Raw genomic sequence first — 20,886 nt, forward strand, 5'->3', positions numbered from 1 at the left:
GATCGCCATGGAGGAGAAGCTGCGCTTCGCCATCCGTGAAGGCGGCCGCACCGTCGGCGCCGGTATCGTCGCAAGCATCGTCGAGTAACAAAGAAAACGACAGGCACTATCGGAAAGGGCGGCCTTCGGGTCGCCCTTTCTATTTCAAGGCGCTCTTTCCATTCCCATATGCTGCTCCGCGAGCGAGGAGATTGCGATGACCACGGACGTGCCGACGCTTTACGACTGGGTAGGGGGAGCCGAAGCGCTCAATCGCCTGACCGGCATTTTTTACGACAAGGTTCTGGCCGATCCGCTCCTGGAGCCGATCTTTCGCCATATGTCGGGCGATCATCCCGCGCATGTCGCAGCCTTCATCGGCGAGGTTTTCGGCGGACCGGCAATCTACAGCGACAAGCTCGGTGGCCATGCTGCGATGATCAGGCATCACCTTGGGCGCCACCTGACCGAAGATCAGCGCCGGCAATGGATCGCGTTGCTTCTCGATGCGGCCGACGAGGTCGGATTGCCCGACGACCCCGAATTCCGCTCGGCGCTTGTCGCCTATCTTGAATGGGGCACGCGGCTCGCAAGGCTGAATTCGCAGGATGGCGCGGATCCCGAGCTCAACGAGCCCATGCCGAAATGGGGCTGGGGCGTTCCCGGCGGGCCTTATCAACCGCCTTCCAAGAAATGAGGCGTTCGAAAACCACTCTCGGTTCTTGAAACGCGAACATCTTTGTGAAATGAAGCAGCCGAATAGGGGTATAGCTCAGTTGGTAGAGCGGCGGTCTCCAAAACCGCAGGTCGTAAGTTCGAGCCTTACTGCCCCTGCCATTTCTCATGGCTTGCACTTGAACATAGCGAAAAGCTTGCCATATCTGCCTTTCTAGGGCATAGAAGCGTCCATAGCCGGGACGGAACGACTGGATGGTTCCGATGCGGCGTTTGGGCATAAAGCGGGTTGTTGCCACTTGCGTGGATCAAGAATCGGTTTTATGTAGGCACGACAGACACGCGACGCGTGGAGCTGAGAGATCGGCTTTACGCGTCCGATTTGCATGGATAAAGCGGCTGCAACATCTGCGGCAACGATTGTCCATGCGGCACGTCCCGGCCCGCGGGATCATCCAGGAGGTCCGGCCAACGGACCTTGAAAGCAGAGCGGCTAATGGCTTCGAAGACACTGAACCCTTTCGTCTTCCTCCAGCAGGTGAGGACGGAAACCGCAAAGGTTACCTGGCCTTCGCGGCGTGAAACCATGATTTCGACGGTCATGGTTCTGGTTTTCGCGTTGATCGCGATGGTGTTCTTCTTCAGCGCTGACATGATCATGGGTTTCGCGATCGAGAAGTTGCTCGGTCTCGGCGTCGGCATCGGCCAGTAAGACTGCCACTACGGGGAATTACATATGACTGCGCGGTGGTATATCGTTCACGCCTATTCGAACTTCGAGAAGAAGGTCGCCGAAGACATTGAAAACAAGGCCAAGCAGAAGGGCCTGAGCGACAAGATCGAACAGATCGTCGTGCCCACCGAGAAGGTGGTGGAAGTACGCCGCGGCAAGAAGGTCGATGCGGAGCGCAAGTTCTTTCCGGGTTACGTGCTGTTGAAGGCCGAGCTCACCGACGCGGTTATCAGCCTGGTGAAGAATACCCCGCGCGTGACGGGTTTCCTGGGTGAGGACAAGCATACGGCCAAGCCGATGCACATCACCGACAAGGAGGCCGAGCGCATCCTGCATCAGGTGCAGGAAGGCGTGGAGCGGCCGAAGCCTTCGGTCACGTTCGAGATCGGCGAGTCCGTTCGCGTGTCAGACGGTCCGTTCGCCTCGTTCAACGGCTTCGTCCAGGAAGTGGACGAGGAGCGCGCCCGCCTCAAGGTGGAAGTTTCGATCTTTGGGCGTGCTGTGCCCGTCGATCTGGAGTTCGGTCAGGTCGAAAAGGGCTGACTGGTTCCGTTCGCCGCAAGGCGGATGGATGGTGGCGTCTTCGGGCGCCGTGCAAGTGTCTGGACGCAAGCCCAAGCGGGTTCGAAGGTCTGGCGCTTGGAAAAACAGGTGGGAGGCGAGGGCGGCTTAGCCGGTTGCCCGGACCGCACCACCGGACTGCAACCGCCGGCATTGTCCTCAAAGAGGGAGCCGGCATGAAAGAAGGCAGGAATTAGAGATGGCTAAGAAAATTGCAGGCCAGCTCAAGCTCCAGGTTTCCGCGGGATCGGCGACGCCGTCGCCCCCGATCGGCCCGGCGCTTGGTCAGCGTGGCATCAACATCATGGAGTTCTGCAAGGCGTTCAACGCGCAGAGCCAGGAGATGGAGAAGGGTTCGCCCATCCCCGTCGTGATTACCTATTACCAGGACAAGTCGTTCACCTTCGTCATGAAGACGCCGCCGGTGAGCTACTTCCTGAAGAAGGCCGCCAACCTCAAGTCGGGCTCCAAGGAGCCGGGCAAGGTCGGCGCCGGCAAGATCAGCCGCGACAAGGTTCGCGCTATCGCCGAGCAGAAGATGAAGGACCTGAACGCCAACGACATCGAGGCGGCCATGCGTATGGTCGAGGGTTCCGCCCGTTCGATGGGCCTGGAAGTGGTGGGCTGAGATCATGACCAAGATTGCAAAGCGTATTGCCCAGTCCCGCGAGGGCGTCGATCCCAACAAGGCCTACGCGCTCGGCGAGGCCCTGACCCTGTTGAAGGACCGTTCGAAGGTGAAGTTCGACGAAACCGTCGAGATCGCCATGAATCTCGGCGTTGATCCGCGCCACGCCGACCAGATGGTCCGCGGCGTCGTCAATCTGCCGAACGGCACCGGCCGCACCGTGCGCGTCGCCGTGTTCGCCCGTGGTGACAAGGCTGATGAGGCAAAGGCTGCGGGCGCCGACATCGTCGGCGCTGAAGAGCTCGTCGACATCGTCATGAAGGGCACGATCGATTTCGATCGCTGCATCGCCACGCCGGACATGATGCCGCTGGTTGGCCGTCTGGGCAAGGTTCTCGGCCCGCGCGGCATGATGCCGAACCCGAAGGTCGGCACCGTGACCCCGGACGTCGCCGCGGCCGTCAAGGCTTCCAAGGGCGGCGCAGTCGAGTTTCGCGTCGAGAAGGCCGGCATCGTTCAGGCCGGCATCGGCAAGGTATCGTTCGAGGTCAAGGCGCTGGAGGAAAACATCCGCGCTTTCACCGACGCTGTGAACAAGGCCAAGCCGGCTGGCGCCAAGGGCGTTTACGTCAAGAAGGTGTCGGTCACCTCGACGATGGGTCCGGGCCTGAAGCTGGACGTCTCGACGCTCGCAGCGTCCTGATTCGTTTGATTTGGATCGCCCCGTAAGAGGCTGATCTGTTGTAGAATTCCAGGCCCAGAATATCGGGCCCGGATGCCGGAAATCGAAAGATGTCCGGCAAATCCTGTCCGAGATTGCAGGCGGCCCGAAGCTTTTCAGCCACGGCCTTAATCGCATGGCCTGCATGAGACGGGTGACGACCGGACAAAGGAGCGGATGCTCCGATGAAAGGTTCGAACCGTGTTTGCCTTTTTGCGCGGCTCCGGGTGACCGGACCGTCGGGAAAGGGGGCAGGATCCTCTGAACCGCCGTTCGGGTGATCCAGAAATGGAAGAGCCCGCCCGGCAAAAGGCAACCGACGCCTGTTCCGAATGCATGGGGCAGGGGTCAACTGGAGATAGGCAGTGGACAGAGCGGAAAAACGCGAACTCGTCACGGGCCTGAACGACGCCTTCAAGGGCGCCGGATCAGTGGTCGTGGCCCACTACGCCGGTATCACCGTCGCGCAGATGAACGATCTTCGTACGAAGATGCGCTCAGCCGGCGGCACCGTCAAAGTCGCGAAGAACCGTCTCGCCAAAATCGCTCTTCAGGGTACGGAATCCGAAAGCATCATCGACCTGTTCAAGGGACAGACGCTGATCGCCTATTCGGAGGATCCGATTGCGGCGCCGAAGGTTGCGTCCGATTTCGCCAAGGGAAATGACAAGCTTGTCATTCTCGGCGGCGCGATGGGCACCACCTCGCTCAACGCCGACGGTGTGAAGGCGCTCGCCTCGCTGCCGTCGCTCGATGAGCTGCGCGCCAAGCTGGTTGGCATGATCGTCACGCCGGCAACCCGGATCGCCCAGATCGTCAATGCGCCTGCGTCTTCGGTCGCGCGCGTCATCGGCGCTTATGCCCGGAAGGACGAGGCGGCGTAGGCCGTTCCTCACTATCAAACAACACGTTCGAACCAACTAAAGGAAAATTAAAATGGCTGATCTCGCAAAGATCGTTGACGACCTTTCCAGCCTGACCGTCCTCGAGGCGGCTGAGCTGTCGAAGCTTCTGGAAGAAAAGTGGGGCGTTTCCGCTGCTGCTCCGGTGGCGGCTGCCGCCGCTGCTGGCGGTGGCGCTGCCGCCGCTCCGGCTGAGGAGAAGACGGAATTCGACGTCATTCTCACCGACGCCGGCGCACAGAAGATCAACGTCATCAAGGAAGTGCGCGCCATCACCGGCCTGGGCCTCAAGGAAGCCAAGGACCTGGTCGAGGCCGCTCCGAAGCCGGTCAAGGAAGCTGTTTCCAAGGCCGACGCCGACAAGATCAAGGCCCAGCTGGAAGCAGCCGGCGCCAAGGTCGACCTGAAGTAAGCGGTGTGGTTTCCGGCGGACGGTTCGTCCGTCCGCCGGTCCCCGCGTTGAGGGGAAGTTGGGAGAACCTCTTTCCTGAGGGCCGGATACGGCTTTCAGGAAACGGGTTTTTACCGTTTTTGCCCGCCGTCACCGCTGCGGGCATTGGACAGGGGCTGCAGTGATGCGGCCGGCAGACAGAGGCGGACCGCGGCGAGGTCCGTCACGTGAACGAGCCCCCAGAGGGCAATGCCCGAGAGGCAGTGAAGGAGCGACGATGGCCCAGACCCAGACTTTCAATGGCCGCAGACGCGTACGCAAGTTCTTCGGAAAGATTCCTGAAGTTGCGGAGATGCCGAACCTCATCGAGGTTCAGAAGGCGTCTTATGACCAGTTCCTGATGGTGGACGAGCCCAAGGGCGGGCGTCCGGACGAAGGACTGCAGGCCGTTTTCAAGTCGGTCTTCCCGATCCAGGATTTTTCCGGCTCTTCGATGCTGGAGTTCGTCAAGTATGAGTTCGAGGCGCCGAAGTTTGACGTTGACGAATGCCGTCAGCGCGACCTGACCTATGCCGCGCCGCTCAAGGTGACGCTGCGCCTGATCGTGTTCGATATCGATGAGGATACCGGCGCCAAGTCCATCAAGGACATCAAGGAGCAGGACGTATACATGGGCGATATGCCGCTCATGACGCTGAACGGCACCTTCATCGTCAACGGCACCGAGCGCGTCATCGTCTCGCAGATGCACCGTTCGCCGGGCGTCTTCTTCGACCACGACAAGGGCAAGTCGCACTCTTCCGGCAAGCTTCTGTTTGCCGCGCGCGTCATTCCCTATCGTGGTTCGTGGCTCGACATCGAGTTCGATTCCAAGGACGTCGTGCACGCCCGCATCGACCGTCGCCGCAAGATTCCGGCGACGTCGCTGCTGATGGCGCTGGGCATGGACGGCGAGGAAATCCTCTCGACCTTCTACAACAAGATCACCTACAAGCGCGCCGGCGATCATTGGCGCATTCCCTTCAACGTCGATCGTTTCCGCGGCCTGAAGGCCGTTGGCGACCTGGTCGACGCCGATACCGGCGAAGTTGTTGTCGAGGCAGGCAAGAAGATCACCGCCCGCCAGGCCAAGCAGCTCGGCGAAAAGGGTCTGAAGGCGATCAAGGCAACCGACGAGGATCTGCTCGGCAATTATCTCGCCGAAGACATCGTCAACTTCGCCACCGGCGAGATTTTCCTCGAGGCCGGCGACGAAATCGACGAAAAGACGCTGAAGGTGCTGCTTGCAGCGGGCGACAAGGAAATCCAGATCCTCGACATCGACCACGTCAATGTCGGCGCCTATATCCGCAACACGCTTGCCGTGGACAAGAACGAAAGCCGTCAGGACGCGCTGTTCGACATCTACCGCGTCATGCGCCCGGGTGAGCCGCCGACGCTGGAAACGGCGGAAGCCATGTTCAAGTCGCTGTTCTTCGACAGTGAGCGCTATGACCTGTCGGCTGTCGGCCGCGTCAAGATGAACATGCGTCTGGAACTCAAGGCCGAGGACACGGTCCGCGTGCTGCGCAAGGAAGACATCCTTGCCGTGGTCAAGACGCTGGTCGAACTGCGCGACGGCAAGGGCGAGATCGACGACATCGACAATCTCGGCAACCGCCGCGTGCGGTCGGTCGGCGAGCTGATGGAGAACCAGTATCGCGTTGGCCTGCTGCGCATGGAGCGCGCCATCAAGGAGCGTATGTCGTCGATCGAGATCGACACCGTCATGCCGCAGGATCTGATCAACGCCAAGCCGGCGGCCGCCGCCGTGCGCGAGTTCTTCGGTTCCTCGCAGCTCTCGCAGTTCATGGACCAGACCAACCCGCTGTCGGAGATCACCCACAAGCGCCGCCTGTCGGCGCTTGGACCGGGCGGTCTGACACGCGAGCGCGCCGGCTTCGAAGTGCGCGACGTGCATCCCACCCACTACGGCCGCATCTGCCCGATCGAGACGCCGGAAGGCCCGAATATCGGCCTGATCAACTCGCTGGCGACCTTCGCGCGCGTCAACAAGTACGGTTTCATTGAGAGCCCGTACCGCAAGATCGTCGATGGCAAGCTGACCGACGAGGTTGTCTACCTCTCCGCCATGGAAGAGGCCAAGCACCACGTCGCCCAGGCCAACGCCGAGCTCGACAAGAATGGCGGCTTCGTAGACGAATTCGTCATCTGCCGTAACGCCGGCGAGGTGATGATGGCGCCGCGCGAAAACGTCGACCTGATGGACGTTTCGCCCAAGCAGATGGTGTCGGTCGCAGCCGCGCTGATCCCGTTCCTCGAGAACGACGACGCCAACCGCGCCCTGATGGGCTCGAACATGCAGCGTCAGGCCGTGCCGCTGGTGCGCGCCGAGGCTCCGTTCGTCGGCACCGGCATGGAGCCGATCGTCGCCCGTGACTCCGGCGCCGCCATCGGCGCCCGCCGCGGTGGCATCGTCGATCAGGTGGACGCCACCCGTATCGTCATCCGCGCCACGGAAGACCTCGATCCCGGCAAGTCCGGCGTCGATATCTACCGGCTGATGAAGTTCCAGCGGTCGAACCAGAACACCTGCATCAACCAGCGTCCGCTGGTTCGCATGGGTGACCGGGTCAACAAGGGCGACATCATCGCCGACGGTCCATCGACCGAGCTTGGCGATCTGGCGCTCGGCCGCAACGTGCTCGTCGCGTTCATGCCGTGGAACGGCTACAACTACGAGGATTCGATCCTTCTTTCCGAGCGCATCGTCGCCGACGACGTCTTCACCTCGATCCACATCGAGGAGTTCGAGGTCATGGCCCGCGACACCAAGCTGGGTCCGGAGGAAATCACGCGCGACATTCCGAACGTTTCGGAAGAGGCGCTGAAGAACCTCGACGAAGCCGGCATCGTCTATATCGGCGCGGAAGTGCAGCCGGGCGATATCCTGGTCGGCAAGATCACGCCGAAGGGCGAGAGCCCGATGACGCCGGAAGAGAAGCTTCTGCGCGCCATCTTCGGCGAAAAGGCCTCCGATGTCCGTGACACCTCCATGCGGATGCCTCCGGGCACCTTCGGCACGGTTGTGGAAGTGCGCGTCTTCAATCGCCACGGCGTTGAGAAGGACGAGCGCGCCATGGCCATCGAGCGCGAGGAAATCGAGCGTCTCGCCAAGGACCGTGATGACGAGCAGGCCATTCTGGACCGCAACGTCTATTCGCGCCTGAACGACATGCTGGCCGGCAAGGAAGCCATCGCGGGGCCGAAGGGCTTCAAGAAGGGCACCAAGCTCTCCAAGGAAATCCTTGACGAATATCCGCGTTCGCAGTGGTGGCAGTTCGCGCTCGACAACGAAAAGCTCCAGGGCGAACTGGAAGCGCTGCGCGGCCAGTACGACGATTCCAAGAAGGCGCTCGAGCAGCGCTTCATGGACAAGGTCGAGAAGGTGCAGCGCGGCGACGAAATGCCTCCCGGCGTCATGAAGATGGTCAAGGTCTTCGTCGCGGTGAAGCGCAAGATGCAGCCCGGCGACAAGATGGCCGGCCGTCACGGCAACAAGGGTGTCGTGTCGCGGATCGTTCCGGTCGAGGACATGCCGTTCCTCGAGGACGGCACCCATGCCGATATCGTGCTCAATCCTTTGGGCGTGCCGTCGCGCATGAATGTCGGCCAGATCCTGGAAACGCATCTGGGCTGGGCTTGCGCCGGCATGGGCAGGAAGATCGGCGAGCTGGTCGATGCCTACAAGGCTGGCGGCGACGTCAAGCCGCTGCGCAAGACCATCGAGGACATCATCCCTGCCAACGACCGCAACGAGCCGGTTCGCGATTATGACGACGAGTCCATCGTTCGCCTCGGCGACCAGATGCGGCGCGGCGTTTCCATCGCCACCCCGGTGTTCGATGGCGCGCATGAAGCCGACATCAACGAGATGCTGGAACAGGCCGGTCTTCATACGTCCGGACAGTCGCAGCTCTATGACGGGCGTACCGGCGAGCCGTTCGATCGCAAGGTGACGATGGGCTACATCTACATGCTCAAGCTTCACCACCTCGTGGACGACAAGATCCACGCGCGTTCGATCGGTCCGTACTCGCTCGTCACCCAGCAGCCGCTGGGCGGCAAGGCGCAGTTCGGTGGCCAGCGCTTCGGCGAAATGGAGGTCTGGGCGCTCGAGGCTTACGGCGCCGCCTACACGCTGCAGGAGATGCTGACGGTGAAGTCGGACGACGTGGCCGGCCGCACCAAGGTCTACGAAGCCATCGTGCGTGGCGACGACACTTTCGAGGCTGGCATCCCGGAGAGCTTCAACGTTCTCGTCAAGGAAATGCGTTCGCTGGGCCTCAACGTCGAGCTGGAAAACACCAAGATCGACGATACGGCGCAACGGCTGCCCGACGCCGCCGAATAACGGCAGGCATTTACGACCGCGGAGCGTTCCGCGGTCGCCCAATTCCGGCCTCAGGCCGATTCAAGCGGATTTCGCGTCCGCAGTTAAATGCAAAGGGGTTTCGAGGACCCCGCAAAGGAGAATGGCATGAACCAAGAGGTCATGAATCTCTTCAACCCGCAGGCGCCGGCGCAGGTGTTCGATTCCATCCGGATTTCGCTCGCCAGCCCTGAGAAGATTCTGTCCTGGTCGTTCGGTGAGATCAAGAAGCCGGAGACGATCAACTACCGCACGTTCAAGCCCGAGCGTGACGGCCTGTTCTGCGCGCGCATTTTCGGTCCGATCAAGGATTACGAATGCCTGTGCGGCAAGTACAAGCGCATGAAGTACAAGGGCGTCATCTGCGAGAAGTGCGGCGTCGAAGTCACGCTGTCACGCGTGCGCCGTGAGCGCATGGGCCACATTGAGCTGGCTGCGCCCGTCGCCCATATCTGGTTCCTGAAGTCGTTGCCGAGCCGCATCGGCACGCTGCTCGACATGACGCTGAAGGACATCGAACGCGTCCTGTATTTCGAGAACTACATCGTCACCGAACCCGGCCTGACCGCGCTGAAGGAAAACCAGCTGCTCTCGGAAGAAGAGTACATGCTGGCCGTCGATGAATATGGCGAGGACAGCTTCACTGCGATGATCGGCGCCGAAGCGATCCACGATCTGCTGGCCGGCATGGACCTGGAGAAGATCGCGGGCGACCTGCGTTCGGACCTGGCCACCACCACGTCGGAATTGAAGCAGAAGAAGTTCCTCAAGCGGCTCAAGGTCGTCGAGAACTTCATGGAATCCGGCAATCGCCCGGAATGGATGATCATGAAGGTCGTCCCGGTCATCCCGCCGGACCTGCGTCCGCTGGTTCCGCTGGATGGCGGCCGCTTCGCGACGTCCGACCTGAACGACCTCTATCGCCGCGTCATCAACCGCAACAACCGCCTGAAGCGCCTGATCGAGCTTCGCGCGCCTGGCATCATCGTGCGCAACGAAAAGCGCATGCTGCAGGAAGCGGTCGACGCGCTGTTCGACAACGGCCGCCGTGGCCGCGTCATCACCGGCGCCAACAAGCGTCCGCTAAAGTCGCTGTCCGACATGCTCAAGGGCAAGCAGGGCCGTTTCCGCCAGAACCTGCTCGGCAAGCGCGTCGACTATTCCGGCCGCTCGGTCATCGTCACCGGTCCGGAGCTGAAGCTCCACCAGTGCGGCCTGCCGAAGAAGATGGCGCTGGAGCTGTTCAAGCCCTTCATCTACGCCCGTCTCGACGCCAAGGGTTATTCCTCGACCGTCAAGCAGGCCAAGAAGCTGGTCGAAAAGGAGCGTCCGGAAGTCTGGGATATCCTGGACGAGGTGATCCGCGAGCACCCGGTTCTGCTGAACCGTGCGCCGACGCTGCACCGTCTCGGCATCCAGGCGTTCGAGCCGATCCTGATCGAAGGCAAGGCGATCCAGCTTCACCCGCTGGTCTGCACGGCCTTCAACGCCGACTTCGACGGCGACCAGATGGCGGTCCACGTGCCGCTGTCGCTGGAAGCGCAGCTCGAAGCCCGCGTGCTGATGATGTCGACCAACAACATCCTGCACCCGGCTTCCGGTGCGCCGATCATCGTGCCGTCGCAGGACATGGTTCTCGGTCTCTACTACCTCTCGATCGTCAATCAGAACGAGCCGGGCGAGGGCATGGCGTTTGCCGATATGGGCGAGCTCCAGCACGCGCTCGAGACCAAGGCCGTCACGCTGCACGCCAAGATCAAGGGACGTTTCCGCACGGTTGATGCCGAGGGCAACGAAGTGTCGAAGATTCACGACACGACCCCCGGCCGCATGATCATCGGCGAACTGCTGCCGAAGAACGTCAACGTGCCGTTCGACACCGCCAACCAGGAGATGACCAAGAAGAACATCTCCAAGATGATCGACACCGTCTACCGCCATTGCGGTCAGAAGGAGACGGTCATTTTCTGCGATCGCATCATGGCGCTCGGCTTCGGCCATGCCTGCCGCGCCGGTATCTCGTTCGGCAAGGACGACATGCTTATCCCGGCCGCCAAGGAAAAGCTGGTCGCCGATACCGAGGCTTTGGCCAAGGAATACGAGCAGCAGTACAATGACGGCCTGATCACGCAGGGCGAAAAGTACAACAAGGTCGTCGACGCCTGGGCCAAATGCTCGGAAAAGGTCGCCGACGAGATGATGGGCCGCATCAAGGCGGTCGAGTTCGACGATAATGGCCGCCAGAAGCCGATGAACTCGATCTACATGATGTCGCACTCCGGCGCGCGCGGTTCGCCCACGCAGATGCGCCAGCTTGCCGGTATGCGCGGCCTGATGGCCAAGCCGAGCGGCGAGATCATCGAGACCCCGATCATCTCGAACTTCAAGGAAGGCCTCACCGTGCTCGAGTACTTCAACTCGACCCACGGCGCCCGCAAGGGTCTGGCCGATACCGCCTTGAAGACGGCGAACTCAGGCTACCTGACCCGCCGTCTTGTCGACGTGGCGCAGGACTGCATCGTCAATTCGGTCGATTGCGGCACCGATAAGGGCCTCACCATGCAGCCGATCGTCGATGCCGGTCAGGTCGTTGCTTCCGTTGGCCAGCGCGTTCTCGGCCGTACCTCGCTTGACGACATCACGCACCCGGTTTCGGGCGAAGTGCTGGTCAAGGCGGGCACGCTCATGGACGAGCGCGATATCGAGCAGATCGAAAAGGCCGGCGTGCAGTCGGTCCGTATCCGCTCGGCGCTGACCTGCGAGATCAGGACCGGCGTGTGCGCGGTCTGCTACGGCCGCGATCTGGCCCGTGGTACTCCGGTCAACCAGGGCGAGGCTGTCGGCGTTATCGCCGCGCAGTCGATCGGCGAGCCGGGCACCCAGCTCACCATGCGTACCTTCCACATGGGCGGCACCGCGCAGGTGGTGGATAGCTCGTTCCTTGAAGCCTCCTATGAGGGCAAGGTCGAAATCCGCAACCGCAACGTGGTTCGCAATTCCGACGGCAACCTCGTGGTGATGGGCCGCAACATGGCGGTGCTGATCCTCGACGAGGCCGGCAAGGAACGCGCCACGCACCGCGTCACCTATGGTTCGCGCATCTTCGTGGACGATGGCGACAAGGTGAAGCGCGGCCAGCGTATCGCCGAGTGGGATCCCTACACGCGTCCGATCCTCACCGAAATCGAGGGCAGGGTGCAGTTCGAGGATCTGGTCGACGGCATTTCCGTACAGGAAACCGCCGACGAATCCACCGGCATCACCAAGCGCGAGGTCATCGACTGGCGGTCCACGCCGCGCGGCAACGATCTCAAGCCGGCTATGGTCGTGCAGGACGCCAAGGGCAAGGTGGGCAAGCTGTCGAAGGGTGGAGACGCCCGCTTCCTGCTCTCGGTCGAGGCCATTCTTTCGGTCGAGCCGGGTGCAATGGTCCGTCCAGGCGACGTGCTTGCGCGTATCCCGATGGAAAGCGCCAAGACCAAGGACATCACCGGCGGTCTGCCGCGCGTTGCCGAACTGTTCGAGGCTCGTCGTCCGAAGGATCACGCCATCATCGCCGAGATCGATGGCACGATCCGCTTCGGCCGCGACTACAAGAACAAGCGCCGCATCATCATCGAGCCGCATGACTCGACGCTTGAGCCGGTCGAATACCTGATCCCGAAGGGCAAGCCATTCCATCTTCAGGACGGCGACGTCATCGAGAAGGGCGACTACATCCTCGACGGCAACCCGGCGCCGCACGACATCCTGGCGATCAAGGGCGTGGAGGCTTTGGCTTCCTACCTCGTCAACGAGATCCAGGAAGTCTATCGTCTCCAGGGCGTGTCGATCAACGACAAGCACATCGAGGTGATCGTGCGTCAGATGCTGCAGAAGGTGGAAATCACCGTGCAGGGCGACTCGACCTACATCCCGGGCGACCATGTCGACGTGATCGAGCTGGACGAGATCAACGAGCGGTTGGTCGAGGACGGCAAGAAGCCGGCCGAAGGCCTGCCGGTTCTGCTCGGCATCACCAAGGCATCGCTGCAGACGCCGTCCTTCATCTCGGCCGCCTCCTTCCAGGAGACGACCAGGGTGCTGACCGAGGCCGCGGTTGCCGGCAAGACCGACATGCTGCAGGGCTTGAAGGAAAACGTCATCGTCGGCCGCCTGATCCCGGCCGGCACCGGCGGACAGATGAGCGCGATACGGCGCATCGCCACCGCGCGCGACGAACTCATCCTCGACGAGCGCCGCAAGGCCTCGGGCGCGGAAGTCGCCGAGCCGATGCTGACCGACATGACGACCGCGGCGCAGTAAGCGGTTTCGATTATCGAACTGGAAAGGGGCCCGCACGGGCCCCTTTTCTTTGTCGGCGTATCACCGGGCGCCGCCACCTTTGCAAGAAACGGAATGCGGTTCCCGTCTTCAGAGTTTAGCTGACGGTTACATGCACCGTCTCGCCCGCGCGAATTGTCGGTGCTTCACGACAGGAGCACGTCATGAACCAGATCGCCGAAATCGCCCCGGTCGAGCAGGCAGCCGAATCCGGGGCGAAACGCGTCGCCGGCTATGACTGGCCGGCGCTCGCATCCGAACTGGACGGTCATGGCTGCGCCGTCATTCCAAATCTGCTCACCGCTGAGGAATGCGCCGAACTGGCCGCTCTGTACGAGCAGGAAGAACACTTCCGCAGCCATGTCGTCATGGCGCGCCACGGCTTCGGCAAGGGCGAATACCGCTACTTCAGCTACCCCTTGCCAAACCTTCTGGACAGCTTGCGTTCGGCGCTTTATCCGCGTCTCGCCAAAGTCGCCAACGGCTGGAATGCGCGCATGGGTTTCGGCCAATCCTATCCGCCTCAGCACCAGGACTATCTCGATCTGTGCCATCGTGCCGGGCAGACACGGCCGACGCCCTTGCTGCTGCGGTACAGGGAAGGCGACTTCAACTGCCTGCATCAGGATCTCTACGGCGATCTCGCCTTTCCGATCCAGGTGGCGATCCTGCTGTCGCAGCCCGGGCGCGATTTCACGGGCGGTGAATTCGTGCTGACCGAACAGCGCCCGCGGATGCAGAGCCGTGTCGAAGTCGTGCCGCTGAGGCAGGGCGATGCCGTCGCTTTTGCGGTTTATAACCGCCCGGTGCGGGGGACGAAAGGCGACTATCGCGTCAATCTGCGCCATGGCGTGAGCCGTATCCGCGGCGGCCTTCGCCATACGGTAGGGATTATCTTCCATGATGCTCGATAGTTCAGCCCTAAGGCCGCTCACTTTCGCTTCGATCGCCACGCCGCTCGGCGGCCTGACATTGGCTGTCAATGCAGATGGCGCTCTGTGCATGGCCGAATTCTCCGACTGCGAACATCGGATGGAGCGCTGGCTGCGAAAACGCGGCATCCAAGGAGAAAAGCGTGTCGTCTTGCCCGCATCTGCCGAAATCGAAGCGGCATTTGCCGCCTATTTCGCTGGCGATCTCTCGACGCTCGATACGATCCGTATCGGGCTTGACGGTACGCCTTTCCAGAACAGGGCATGGACCGAACTGCGACGCATAGAACCCGGCCAGACGTTCAGCTATGGCGCTTTCGCGGAAAAGCTCGGCAAACCGCGATCGGCGCGCGCTGTGGGCCATGCCAACGGCGCCAATCCGCTGTCGATCGTCGTTCCCTGCCATCGTCTCGTCGGTGCCGATGGGTCGCTGACAAACTATGGCGGCGGCATCGAACGCAAGCGCTGGCTGCTCGATCACGAACAGCGTCACGCGCGCCGCTGAGGATCAGTCCTCGAATGCCTCGACGACGTTGCGCTTGCCCAGCATGAAGGCGTCGGCCACGTGCTGCAGCGGCGCCAGATCGACATCTGAGATGCCGGCATGGGTGATCTCCGCAAAACGCCGGTAAAGCAGCGGGTATTCCGCTTCCGGCTCATCCTGCACAGCGTTGCCTCCGATGGCGAGTTTCGCGCCGCCGCTGGAAAGCACCATCTGTCCCCGATCAGTCTCGGCGACGATGTCCCAGCTCTGCGGGCCAGTCTGCAACCAGTCGAGATCCATCGTCACGGGGAGGCCGGTCGATGTACGGAAAGCCACTTGCGCTGCAATCGGCGCGTCGCGGTTTTGCGGAAAGTCGAGGACAGCCTCGGCGATGAACATCGGCGGCAGGATATGGGTGGCGATGGAAAGGGCGTTGATGCCGGGATCGAACACGCCGAAGCCGCCGGGCTGCCAGATCCAGTCCTGGTTCGGATGCCAGCGACGCACATCCTCTTTCCAGATGATCGCCGCCGATTGCAGCTTTGCCGATGCGAGGAACGCTCTTGCCGCTTCAACCGCCGGCGCATAACGCGAATGCCAGCTCGCAAACAGAGATACGCCATTTTTCGCGGCCAACGCCTTCAGATGTTCCACCTCGCTGACCGTGGCGCCGGGCGGCTTCTCAAGGAAGACATGCTTGCCCGCTTCCAGCGCGGTGCGCGCCGCGTCGTAGCGGAACTGCGGCGGCATGCACAGCGAGACGGCTTCGAGCTCGGGCACGGCATCCAGCATCGCTTCGATGGTGGAAAAATTTGGAATGCCGTCGACCTTGCCGTGGCGGCTGGCTGCGGCGATCAGGTCGAACCCTACGTCCTTGGCGAGAGCGGGCAGATGCTGGTCGCGCACGATCTTGCCGACGCCGACGATGCCGATGCGGATGGGGCCGGATGTGCCTTGCAAGGAATGCTCCCTCGAATTTGCATTGCGAGCGGTCTTAGCAGAATGCGGCGGGCCGGCAAGCGGCCGTCGCGGACGGGCCGTGCGGTGCTCAGCTTGTCGGGCCGCTGCTCTCTTCGATAGCGATGTCGAGCGCGCCACCCGCCAGGAACGCTTCCATCAGCGGTTCGAAAGGCGAGGGGTCCAGCCCCGCTGCTCGCAGCCATTCGTCCGAATAGTAGGTGTTGGCGTAGCGTTCGCCGGAATCGCAGATCAGCGTCACGATGGAGCCGGCTTCGCCAGCGGCCGCCATGCGCGCCGCATGGAAGCAGGCCGCCACGAAGTTGGTGCCGGTCGAGCCGCCGACGCGGCGGCCGAGCTTGCGCGACAGAACCCGCATCGCGGCGAGCGAGACGGCATCCGGCACCCGGACCATATGGTCGATGACGCCCGCCACGAAGGACGGCTCGACGCGCGGTCTGCCAATGCCCTCGATGCGTGAGGGCTGTCCGCAGCGGCAATCACGGTTTCCGGTGGCATAGCCTTCGAAGAAGGCGGAGCGCTCGACATCGGCGACCGACAGCCGGGTCGAGTGGCGCTTGTAGCGGATATAGCGGCCGATGGTTGCCGTCGTGCCGCCCGTGCCTGCACTCATCACCACCCAGGAAGGGCAGGGGAATCGTTCGCCCCGCATCTGCTCGAAGATCGATTCGGCAATGTTGTTGTTGCCGCGCCAGTCGGTCGCCCGCTCGGCATAGGTGAACTGGTCCATGAAGTGGCCGCCAAGCCGCGCCGCCAGCGCCGCCGAATCCTCGTAGATGCGATGGCCCTCATCGATGAAGTGGCGCTTGCCGCCATAATGTTCGATTGCCGCGACCTTTTCCGACGAGGTGGTGCGCGGCATCACCGCATAGAACGGCACGCCGATCATGCGGGCGAAATACGCTTCCGACACGGCGGTCGAGCCCGACGATGCCTCGATCACCGGCGTTCCCTCGCGGATGTGGCCGTTGCACAGCGCGTAGAGAAACAGCGAACGCGCCAGCCGATGCTTCAGGCTGCCGGTGGGATGTGTCGACTCGTCCTTCAGATAGATGTCGATGCCGGGATAGGCGGGCAGGTCCAGCTTCCACAGATGCGTATCGGCCGACCGCCGCTGGTCCGATTCGATTGCGGCGATGGCCCGGTCGACCCAGCCGCGCGATTCGGTGCATTCCTGGCCGTCATGTGCGCTCATGCCGGGTTGCCGCTCAAATCGGCTCGTCGAAGGTGACGATGGAGACTTCGCCTTCGAGTGCGCCCTGATAGGCCGACATGTGCGGCTCTTCGTCCGGTTCGCCTTGCAGGTCGCCAATCTGGTCGAGTTCGGCCTCGGCGTAACCTTCCGCGGCGAGTGATTCCAGCGCGCGGCGGACCGCCGAATCGTCGTCGGGCGCCACCAGCATCACATGCACGCCTTCCGACGCGCCGCCCTTGCGCCGCCACACCCTGCCGGTGATGATGGTGACCGGGCGGTCTTCATTGTCGTTGACAGGCTCTTTCATGGCTGATTCCTGCCGGCCGAAGCCGAAAATTGCTGTTGCCGCCCTTTTCGCATGAAGCTGCGGGAGGCGACAGATAAAATCGGGACACTTTCTTCCTCGCCCTTGCAAGGGAAAGAAAGAAAATTACATGCGTTTCCCGCATGGCTGCCAAGCGCTGGCCAAGGACCGTTATGGCGCAATATTTGGCGGGCGCGGGGTTGACGGTCGGCGGTGTTACGAGTAGAAGCCGCCCAGTCTGAGCCGATGTGAGGCTTTTCTTTTCAAGGCGTCGCGCCTTGGAGTTTGCCTCAAACAGGGTTCGTTTTACGAGCGAAAAGACATTGCCGGCGTGCACGAAGCGGGTTCCGCTTCCTCTGCTGTTTGTTCGGGCAGAACCGCAAGACGCGGTTTGCGGCCCGAATTTGCGTATGAGCTGATGGCATACGGTGATGACGCTTGAAGCTGCCCGGAACGGGCTTGAGACACGGAATTGAGAGACAAGAGGGTTTAATGCCTACCGTCAACCAGCTGATCCGCAAGCCGCGCATTGCGCCGGCGACGCGCAACAAGGTCCCGGCCATGCAGCAGAACCCGCAGAAGCGGGGCGTCTGCACGCGCGTCTATACGACGACGCCGAAGAAGCCGAACTCGGCTCTGCGCAAGGTTGCGAAGATTCGTCTGACCAACGGCTTTGAAGTGATCGGTTACATTCCCGGCGAAGGCCACAACCTTCAGGAACACTCCGTGGTCATGATCCGCGGCGGCCGCGTGAAGGACCTTCCGGGCGTGCGCTATCACATCATCCGAGGTGTGCTGGACACGCAAGGCGTTAAAAACCGCAAACAGCGCCGTTCGAAATACGGTGCCAAGCGTCCGAAGTAAGGGTTTTCCGGCTTCGGCGCTTTTTTTGTGCGCCGGGCTAGCGAGATTGAGAGACAAGAGCCATGTCCCGTCGTCACAGTGCAGAAAAGCGTGAGATCAACCCGGACCCGAAGTTCGGCGATCTGATCGTCACCAAGTTCATGAATGCCGTCATGTATGACGGCAAGAAGTCGGTCGCCGAGACCATCGTCTATGGCGCGCTCGACCAGGTGCAGGCCAAGACCAAGCAGGAGCCGGTCACGGTCTTCCATCAGGCGCTCGACAATGTCGCGCCGCATGTGGAAGTGCGGTCGCGCCGCGTCGGCGGCGCCACCTATCAGGTTCCGGTCGATGTGCGTCCCGAGCGCCGTCAGGCTCTGGCGATCCGCTGGCTGATCACCGCCGCCCGCAACCGTAACGAGACCACCATGGTCGACCGCCTCTCCGGCGAGCTGATGGACGCGGCCAACAACCGCGGCACCGCCGTGAAGAAGCGTGAAGACACCCACAAGATGGCGGAAGCCAACCGCGCTTTCGCGCATTACCGCTGGTAAGCGCGGAACGTAGGATAAAGAGGCAGTAAGCATGGCCCGCGAATTTAAAATCGAAGACTACCGCAACTTCGGCATCATGGCGCATATCGACGCCGGCAAGACGACGACGACCGAGCGCGTCCTCTATTACACGGGCAAGTCGCACAAGATCGGCGAAGTGCACGACGGCGCTGCCACCATGGACTGGATGGAGCAGGAGCAGGAACGCGGCATCACCATTACGTCGGCTGCGACCACCACCTTCTGGGAAGGCCGCGACGGCAAGAAGCGCCGTTTCAACATCATCGACACCCCCGGCCACGTCGACTTCACCATTGAAGTCGAGCGTTCGCTGCGCGTGCTCGACGGGGCTATCGCTCTGCTCGACGCCAACGCCGGCGTGGAGCCGCAGACCGAGACGGTCTGGCGCCAGGCCGACAAGTATCACGTGCCGCGCATGATCTTCTGTAACAAGATGGACAAGATCGGCGCCGATTTCTATCGCTCGGTCGAGATGATCGGCTCGCGCCTTGGCGCGCAGGCTGTCGTCATGCAGCTGCCGATCGGCGCGGAGACCGAATTCAAGGGCGTCGTCGATCTGGTCGAGATGAACGCGCTGGTCTGGCGCGACGAGACGCTGGGCGCTGCCTGGGACGTTGTCGAGATCCCGGCTGACCTCAAGGCGAAAGCCGAAGAATTCCGCGAGAAGATGATCGAAGCCGCCGTCGAAATGGACGAGACCGCGCTTGAGAATTATCTCGAAGGCAAATTCCCGTCCAATGACGAGCTGCGCGCGCTGATCCGCAAGGGCACCATCGCGGTCAAGTTCTTCCCGATGTTCTGCGGCTCGGCCTTCAAGAACAAGGGCGTTCAGCCGCTGCTCGACGCCGTTGTCGATTATCTGCCGTCCCCGGCCGAAGTTCCGGCCATCAAGGGTGTGGACGCCAAGACCGACGCCGAGATCGAGCGTCACGCCGATGACAACGAGCCGCTGTCGATGCTCGCCTTCAAGATCATGAACGATCCGTTCGTCGGTTCGCTCACCTTCGCTCGCATCTATTCGGGCAAGCTGGTCAAGGGCGCTTCGCTCGACAACACCGTCAAGGGCAAGAAGGAGCGCATCGGCCGCATGCTGCAGATGCACGCCAATTCGCGCGCCGACATCGAAGAGGCCTTCGCTGGCGACATCGTCGCCCTGGCTGGCCTCAAGGAAACCACCACCGGTGACACGCTCTGCGATCCGCTGAAGCCTGTTATCCTCGAGCGCATGGAATTCCCCGAGCCGGTCATCCAGATCGCCATCGAGCCGAAGACCAAGGGCGACCAGGAAAAGATGGGCCTGGCGCTGCATCGTCTGGCTGCCGAGGATCCGTCCTTCCGCGTCAAGACCGACGAGGAATCGGGTCAGACCATCATTGCCGGCATGGGCGAACTCCACCTCGACATCATCGTCGACCGCATGCGCCGCGAGTTCAAGGTTGAGGCCAATGTCGGCGCGCCGCAGGTGGCCTATCGCGAGACGATCACGCGCACCTTCGAGCAGGACTACACCCACAAGAAGCAGACCGGCGGTACGGGCCAATTCGCCCGCGTCAAGCTGATCTTCGAGCCGAACGCAGAGGGCGAGGACTACGTATTCGAGTCCAAGATCGTCGGCGGTGCGGTGCCGAAGGAATACATCCCAGGCGTCGAGAAGGGCATCGGCAGCATCATGTCGTCGGGTCCGTTCGCGGGCTTCCCGATGATCGGCGTCAAGGCGACGCTGATCGACGGTGCGTTCCATGATGTCGACTCCTCGGTGCTGGCATTCGAAATCGCCTCGCGCGCGGCCTTCCGCGAAGCTGCCCCTAAGCTCGGCGTGCAGCTGCTGGAGCCGATCATGAAGGTCGAGGTGGTGACGCCGGAAGACTACGTCGGCAACGTCATCGGCGATCTGAACAGCCGCCGCGGCCAGATCCAGGGCCAGGAGACGCGCGGCGTGGCCGTCGTCGTCAATGCCATGGTGCCGCTGGCCAACATGTTCAAGTACGTCGACAATCTGCGTTCGATGTCGCAGGGCCGCGCCCAGTACACGATGCAGTTCGACCATTACGAGCCTGTGCCGACTGCCGTCGCTCAGGAAGTTCAGAAGAAATACGCGTAATCCCAACGGGTTACATTGATAAAGTGAATCAACGCCCGAACGGGCTAGCAAGAATGGAGGCCTCACATGGCAAAAGGTAAATTCGAGCGTAATAAGCCTCATGTGAACATTGGCACGATTGGTCACGTT

17 protein-coding genes, 1 tRNA gene and 1 pseudogene are annotated in these 20,886 nt (G+C 61.9%); 16 read left to right on the forward strand and 3 right to left on the reverse strand.

The features are described 5' to 3' along the window. The 13 genes and pseudogenes from ASD44_RS18265 to ASD44_RS18025 form a co-directional block, all read left to right on the forward strand. Positions 1–88 (forward strand): annotated as a pseudogene (locus tag ASD44_RS18265) (elongation factor Tu); the annotation flags it as partial. A gap of 108 nt (positions 89–196) precedes the next feature. Next, positions 197–676, forward strand: coding sequence for a group II truncated hemoglobin (locus ASD44_RS17970; protein ID WP_056116496.1), 480 nt, complete (start codon positions 197–199; stop codon positions 674–676). Positions 677–740: 64 nt separating this feature from the next. Then, positions 741–816 (forward strand) — tRNA-Trp (locus tag ASD44_RS17975). Positions 817–1,150: 334 nt separating this feature from the next. Beyond that, entirely contained in the window at positions 1,151–1,366 is a 216-nt protein-coding gene (secE, locus tag ASD44_RS17980; protein WP_056116499.1) for a preprotein translocase subunit SecE, read from the forward strand. A 24-nt stretch (positions 1,367–1,390) separates the two neighbouring features. After that, positions 1,391–1,930, forward strand: coding sequence for a transcription termination/antitermination protein NusG (gene nusG, locus ASD44_RS17985; protein WP_056116500.1), 540 nt, complete (start codon positions 1,391–1,393; stop codon positions 1,928–1,930). Between the two features lie 217 nt (positions 1,931–2,147). Further along, positions 2,148–2,576: a 50S ribosomal protein L11 gene (gene rplK / locus ASD44_RS17990; protein ID WP_056116503.1), complete on the forward strand. Its 429-nt coding sequence runs from the start codon at positions 2,148–2,150 to the stop codon at positions 2,574–2,576. Between the two features lie 4 nt (positions 2,577–2,580). Then, positions 2,581–3,279: a 50S ribosomal protein L1 gene (gene rplA, locus ASD44_RS17995; protein ID WP_056116505.1), complete on the forward strand. Its 699-nt coding sequence runs from the start codon at positions 2,581–2,583 to the stop codon at positions 3,277–3,279. A 383-nt stretch (positions 3,280–3,662) separates the two neighbouring features. Then, positions 3,663–4,181 (forward strand): 50S ribosomal protein L10, encoded by a 519-nt coding sequence (rplJ, locus tag ASD44_RS18000; RefSeq protein WP_056116508.1) that lies wholly within the window; start codon positions 3,663–3,665, stop codon positions 4,179–4,181. A 52-nt stretch (positions 4,182–4,233) separates the two neighbouring features. Continuing rightward, a complete protein-coding gene (gene rplL / locus ASD44_RS18005; protein WP_056116511.1) occupies positions 4,234–4,611 on the forward strand; it encodes a 50S ribosomal protein L7/L12 in 378 nt (125 codons plus the stop codon). A gap of 256 nt (positions 4,612–4,867) precedes the next feature. Continuing rightward, positions 4,868–9,004, forward strand: a complete 4,137-nt coding sequence (rpoB, locus tag ASD44_RS18010; RefSeq protein ID WP_056116514.1) for a DNA-directed RNA polymerase subunit beta — start codon at positions 4,868–4,870, stop codon at positions 9,002–9,004. Positions 9,005–9,130: 126 nt separating this feature from the next. Next, positions 9,131–13,327 (forward strand): DNA-directed RNA polymerase subunit beta', encoded by a 4,197-nt coding sequence (rpoC, locus tag ASD44_RS18015; protein ID WP_056116537.1) that lies wholly within the window; start codon positions 9,131–9,133, stop codon positions 13,325–13,327. Between the two features lie 182 nt (positions 13,328–13,509). Then, positions 13,510–14,259 (forward strand): 2OG-Fe(II) oxygenase, encoded by a 750-nt coding sequence (locus ASD44_RS18020; RefSeq protein ID WP_056116517.1) that lies wholly within the window; start codon positions 13,510–13,512, stop codon positions 14,257–14,259. Beyond that, entirely contained in the window at positions 14,249–14,782 is a 534-nt protein-coding gene (locus ASD44_RS18025) for a methylated-DNA--[protein]-cysteine S-methyltransferase (protein ID WP_056116540.1), read from the forward strand. Before ASD44_RS18020 ends, ASD44_RS18025 begins: the two co-directional genes overlap by 11 nt. A gap of 3 nt (positions 14,783–14,785) precedes the next feature. Here the strand turns inward: ASD44_RS18025 and ASD44_RS18030 are convergent, their stop codons facing one another. The 3 genes from ASD44_RS18030 to ASD44_RS18040 form a co-directional block, all read right to left on the reverse strand. After that, positions 14,786–15,721, reverse strand: coding sequence for a Gfo/Idh/MocA family oxidoreductase (locus ASD44_RS18030; RefSeq protein ID WP_056116520.1), 936 nt, complete (start codon positions 15,719–15,721; stop codon positions 14,786–14,788). Positions 15,722–15,809: 88 nt separating this feature from the next. Beyond that, positions 15,810–16,934, reverse strand: a complete 1,125-nt coding sequence (locus ASD44_RS18035) for a PLP-dependent cysteine synthase family protein (RefSeq protein ID WP_056116525.1) — start codon at positions 16,932–16,934, stop codon at positions 15,810–15,812. Positions 16,935–16,947: 13 nt separating this feature from the next. Then, entirely contained in the window at positions 16,948–17,241 is a 294-nt protein-coding gene (locus tag ASD44_RS18040) for a hypothetical protein (RefSeq protein ID WP_056116527.1), read from the reverse strand. A 489-nt stretch (positions 17,242–17,730) separates the two neighbouring features. On the opposite strand from ASD44_RS18040, the gene rpsL reads away from it, so the two are divergent. The 3 genes from rpsL (at position 17,731) to fusA (ending at position 20,757) form a co-directional block, all read left to right on the forward strand. Further along, positions 17,731–18,102 carry a 30S ribosomal protein S12 gene (gene rpsL / locus ASD44_RS18045; protein WP_056105400.1) on the forward strand — a complete coding sequence of 124 codons (372 nt, stop codon included), beginning with the start codon at positions 17,731–17,733 and terminating at the stop codon, positions 18,100–18,102. Positions 18,103–18,164: 62 nt separating this feature from the next. Beyond that, entirely contained in the window at positions 18,165–18,635 is a 471-nt protein-coding gene (gene rpsG, locus ASD44_RS18050) for a 30S ribosomal protein S7 (protein WP_056116530.1), read from the forward strand. A gap of 31 nt (positions 18,636–18,666) precedes the next feature. Further along, positions 18,667–20,757, forward strand: a complete 2,091-nt coding sequence (gene fusA / locus ASD44_RS18055; protein ID WP_056116534.1) for an elongation factor G — start codon at positions 18,667–18,669, stop codon at positions 20,755–20,757. Positions 20,758–20,886: the final 129 nt, after the last annotated feature.

Source organism: Mesorhizobium sp. Root554, from assembly GCF_001427025.1.
Lineage (GTDB): Bacteria > Pseudomonadota > Alphaproteobacteria > Rhizobiales > Rhizobiaceae > Mesorhizobium.

Bases quoted from the DNA above. Each gene is read 5' to 3' on its own strand.
- ASD44_RS18020 (WP_056116517.1), top strand. From the start codon at position 13,510: ATGAACCAGATCGCCGAAATCGCCCCGGTCGAGCAGGCAGCCGAATCC.
- rplK (WP_056116503.1), top strand. From the start codon at position 2,148: ATGGCTAAGAAAATTGCAGGCCAGCTCAAGCTCCAGGTTTCCGCGGGA.
- rpoB (WP_056116514.1), top strand. From the start codon at position 4,868: ATGGCCCAGACCCAGACTTTCAATGGCCGCAGACGCGTACGCAAGTTC.
- ASD44_RS18025 (WP_056116540.1), top strand. From the start codon at position 14,249: ATGCTCGATAGTTCAGCCCTAAGGCCGCTCACTTTCGCTTCGATCGCC.
- rplA (WP_056116505.1), top strand. From the start codon at position 2,581: ATGACCAAGATTGCAAAGCGTATTGCCCAGTCCCGCGAGGGCGTCGAT.
- ASD44_RS18035 (WP_056116525.1), bottom strand. From the start codon at position 16,934: ATGAGCGCACATGACGGCCAGGAATGCACCGAATCGCGCGGCTGGGTC.
- rpsL (WP_056105400.1), top strand. From the start codon at position 17,731: ATGCCTACCGTCAACCAGCTGATCCGCAAGCCGCGCATTGCGCCGGCG.
- secE (WP_056116499.1), top strand. From the start codon at position 1,151: ATGGCTTCGAAGACACTGAACCCTTTCGTCTTCCTCCAGCAGGTGAGG.
- ASD44_RS17970 (WP_056116496.1), top strand. From the start codon at position 197: ATGACCACGGACGTGCCGACGCTTTACGACTGGGTAGGGGGAGCCGAA.
- rpoC (WP_056116537.1), top strand. From the start codon at position 9,131: ATGAACCAAGAGGTCATGAATCTCTTCAACCCGCAGGCGCCGGCGCAG.
- rpsG (WP_056116530.1), top strand. From the start codon at position 18,165: ATGTCCCGTCGTCACAGTGCAGAAAAGCGTGAGATCAACCCGGACCCG.
- fusA (WP_056116534.1), top strand. From the start codon at position 18,667: ATGGCCCGCGAATTTAAAATCGAAGACTACCGCAACTTCGGCATCATG.
- nusG (WP_056116500.1), top strand. From the start codon at position 1,391: ATGACTGCGCGGTGGTATATCGTTCACGCCTATTCGAACTTCGAGAAG.
- ASD44_RS18040 (WP_056116527.1), bottom strand. From the start codon at position 17,241: ATGAAAGAGCCTGTCAACGACAATGAAGACCGCCCGGTCACCATCATC.
- rplL (WP_056116511.1), top strand. From the start codon at position 4,234: ATGGCTGATCTCGCAAAGATCGTTGACGACCTTTCCAGCCTGACCGTC.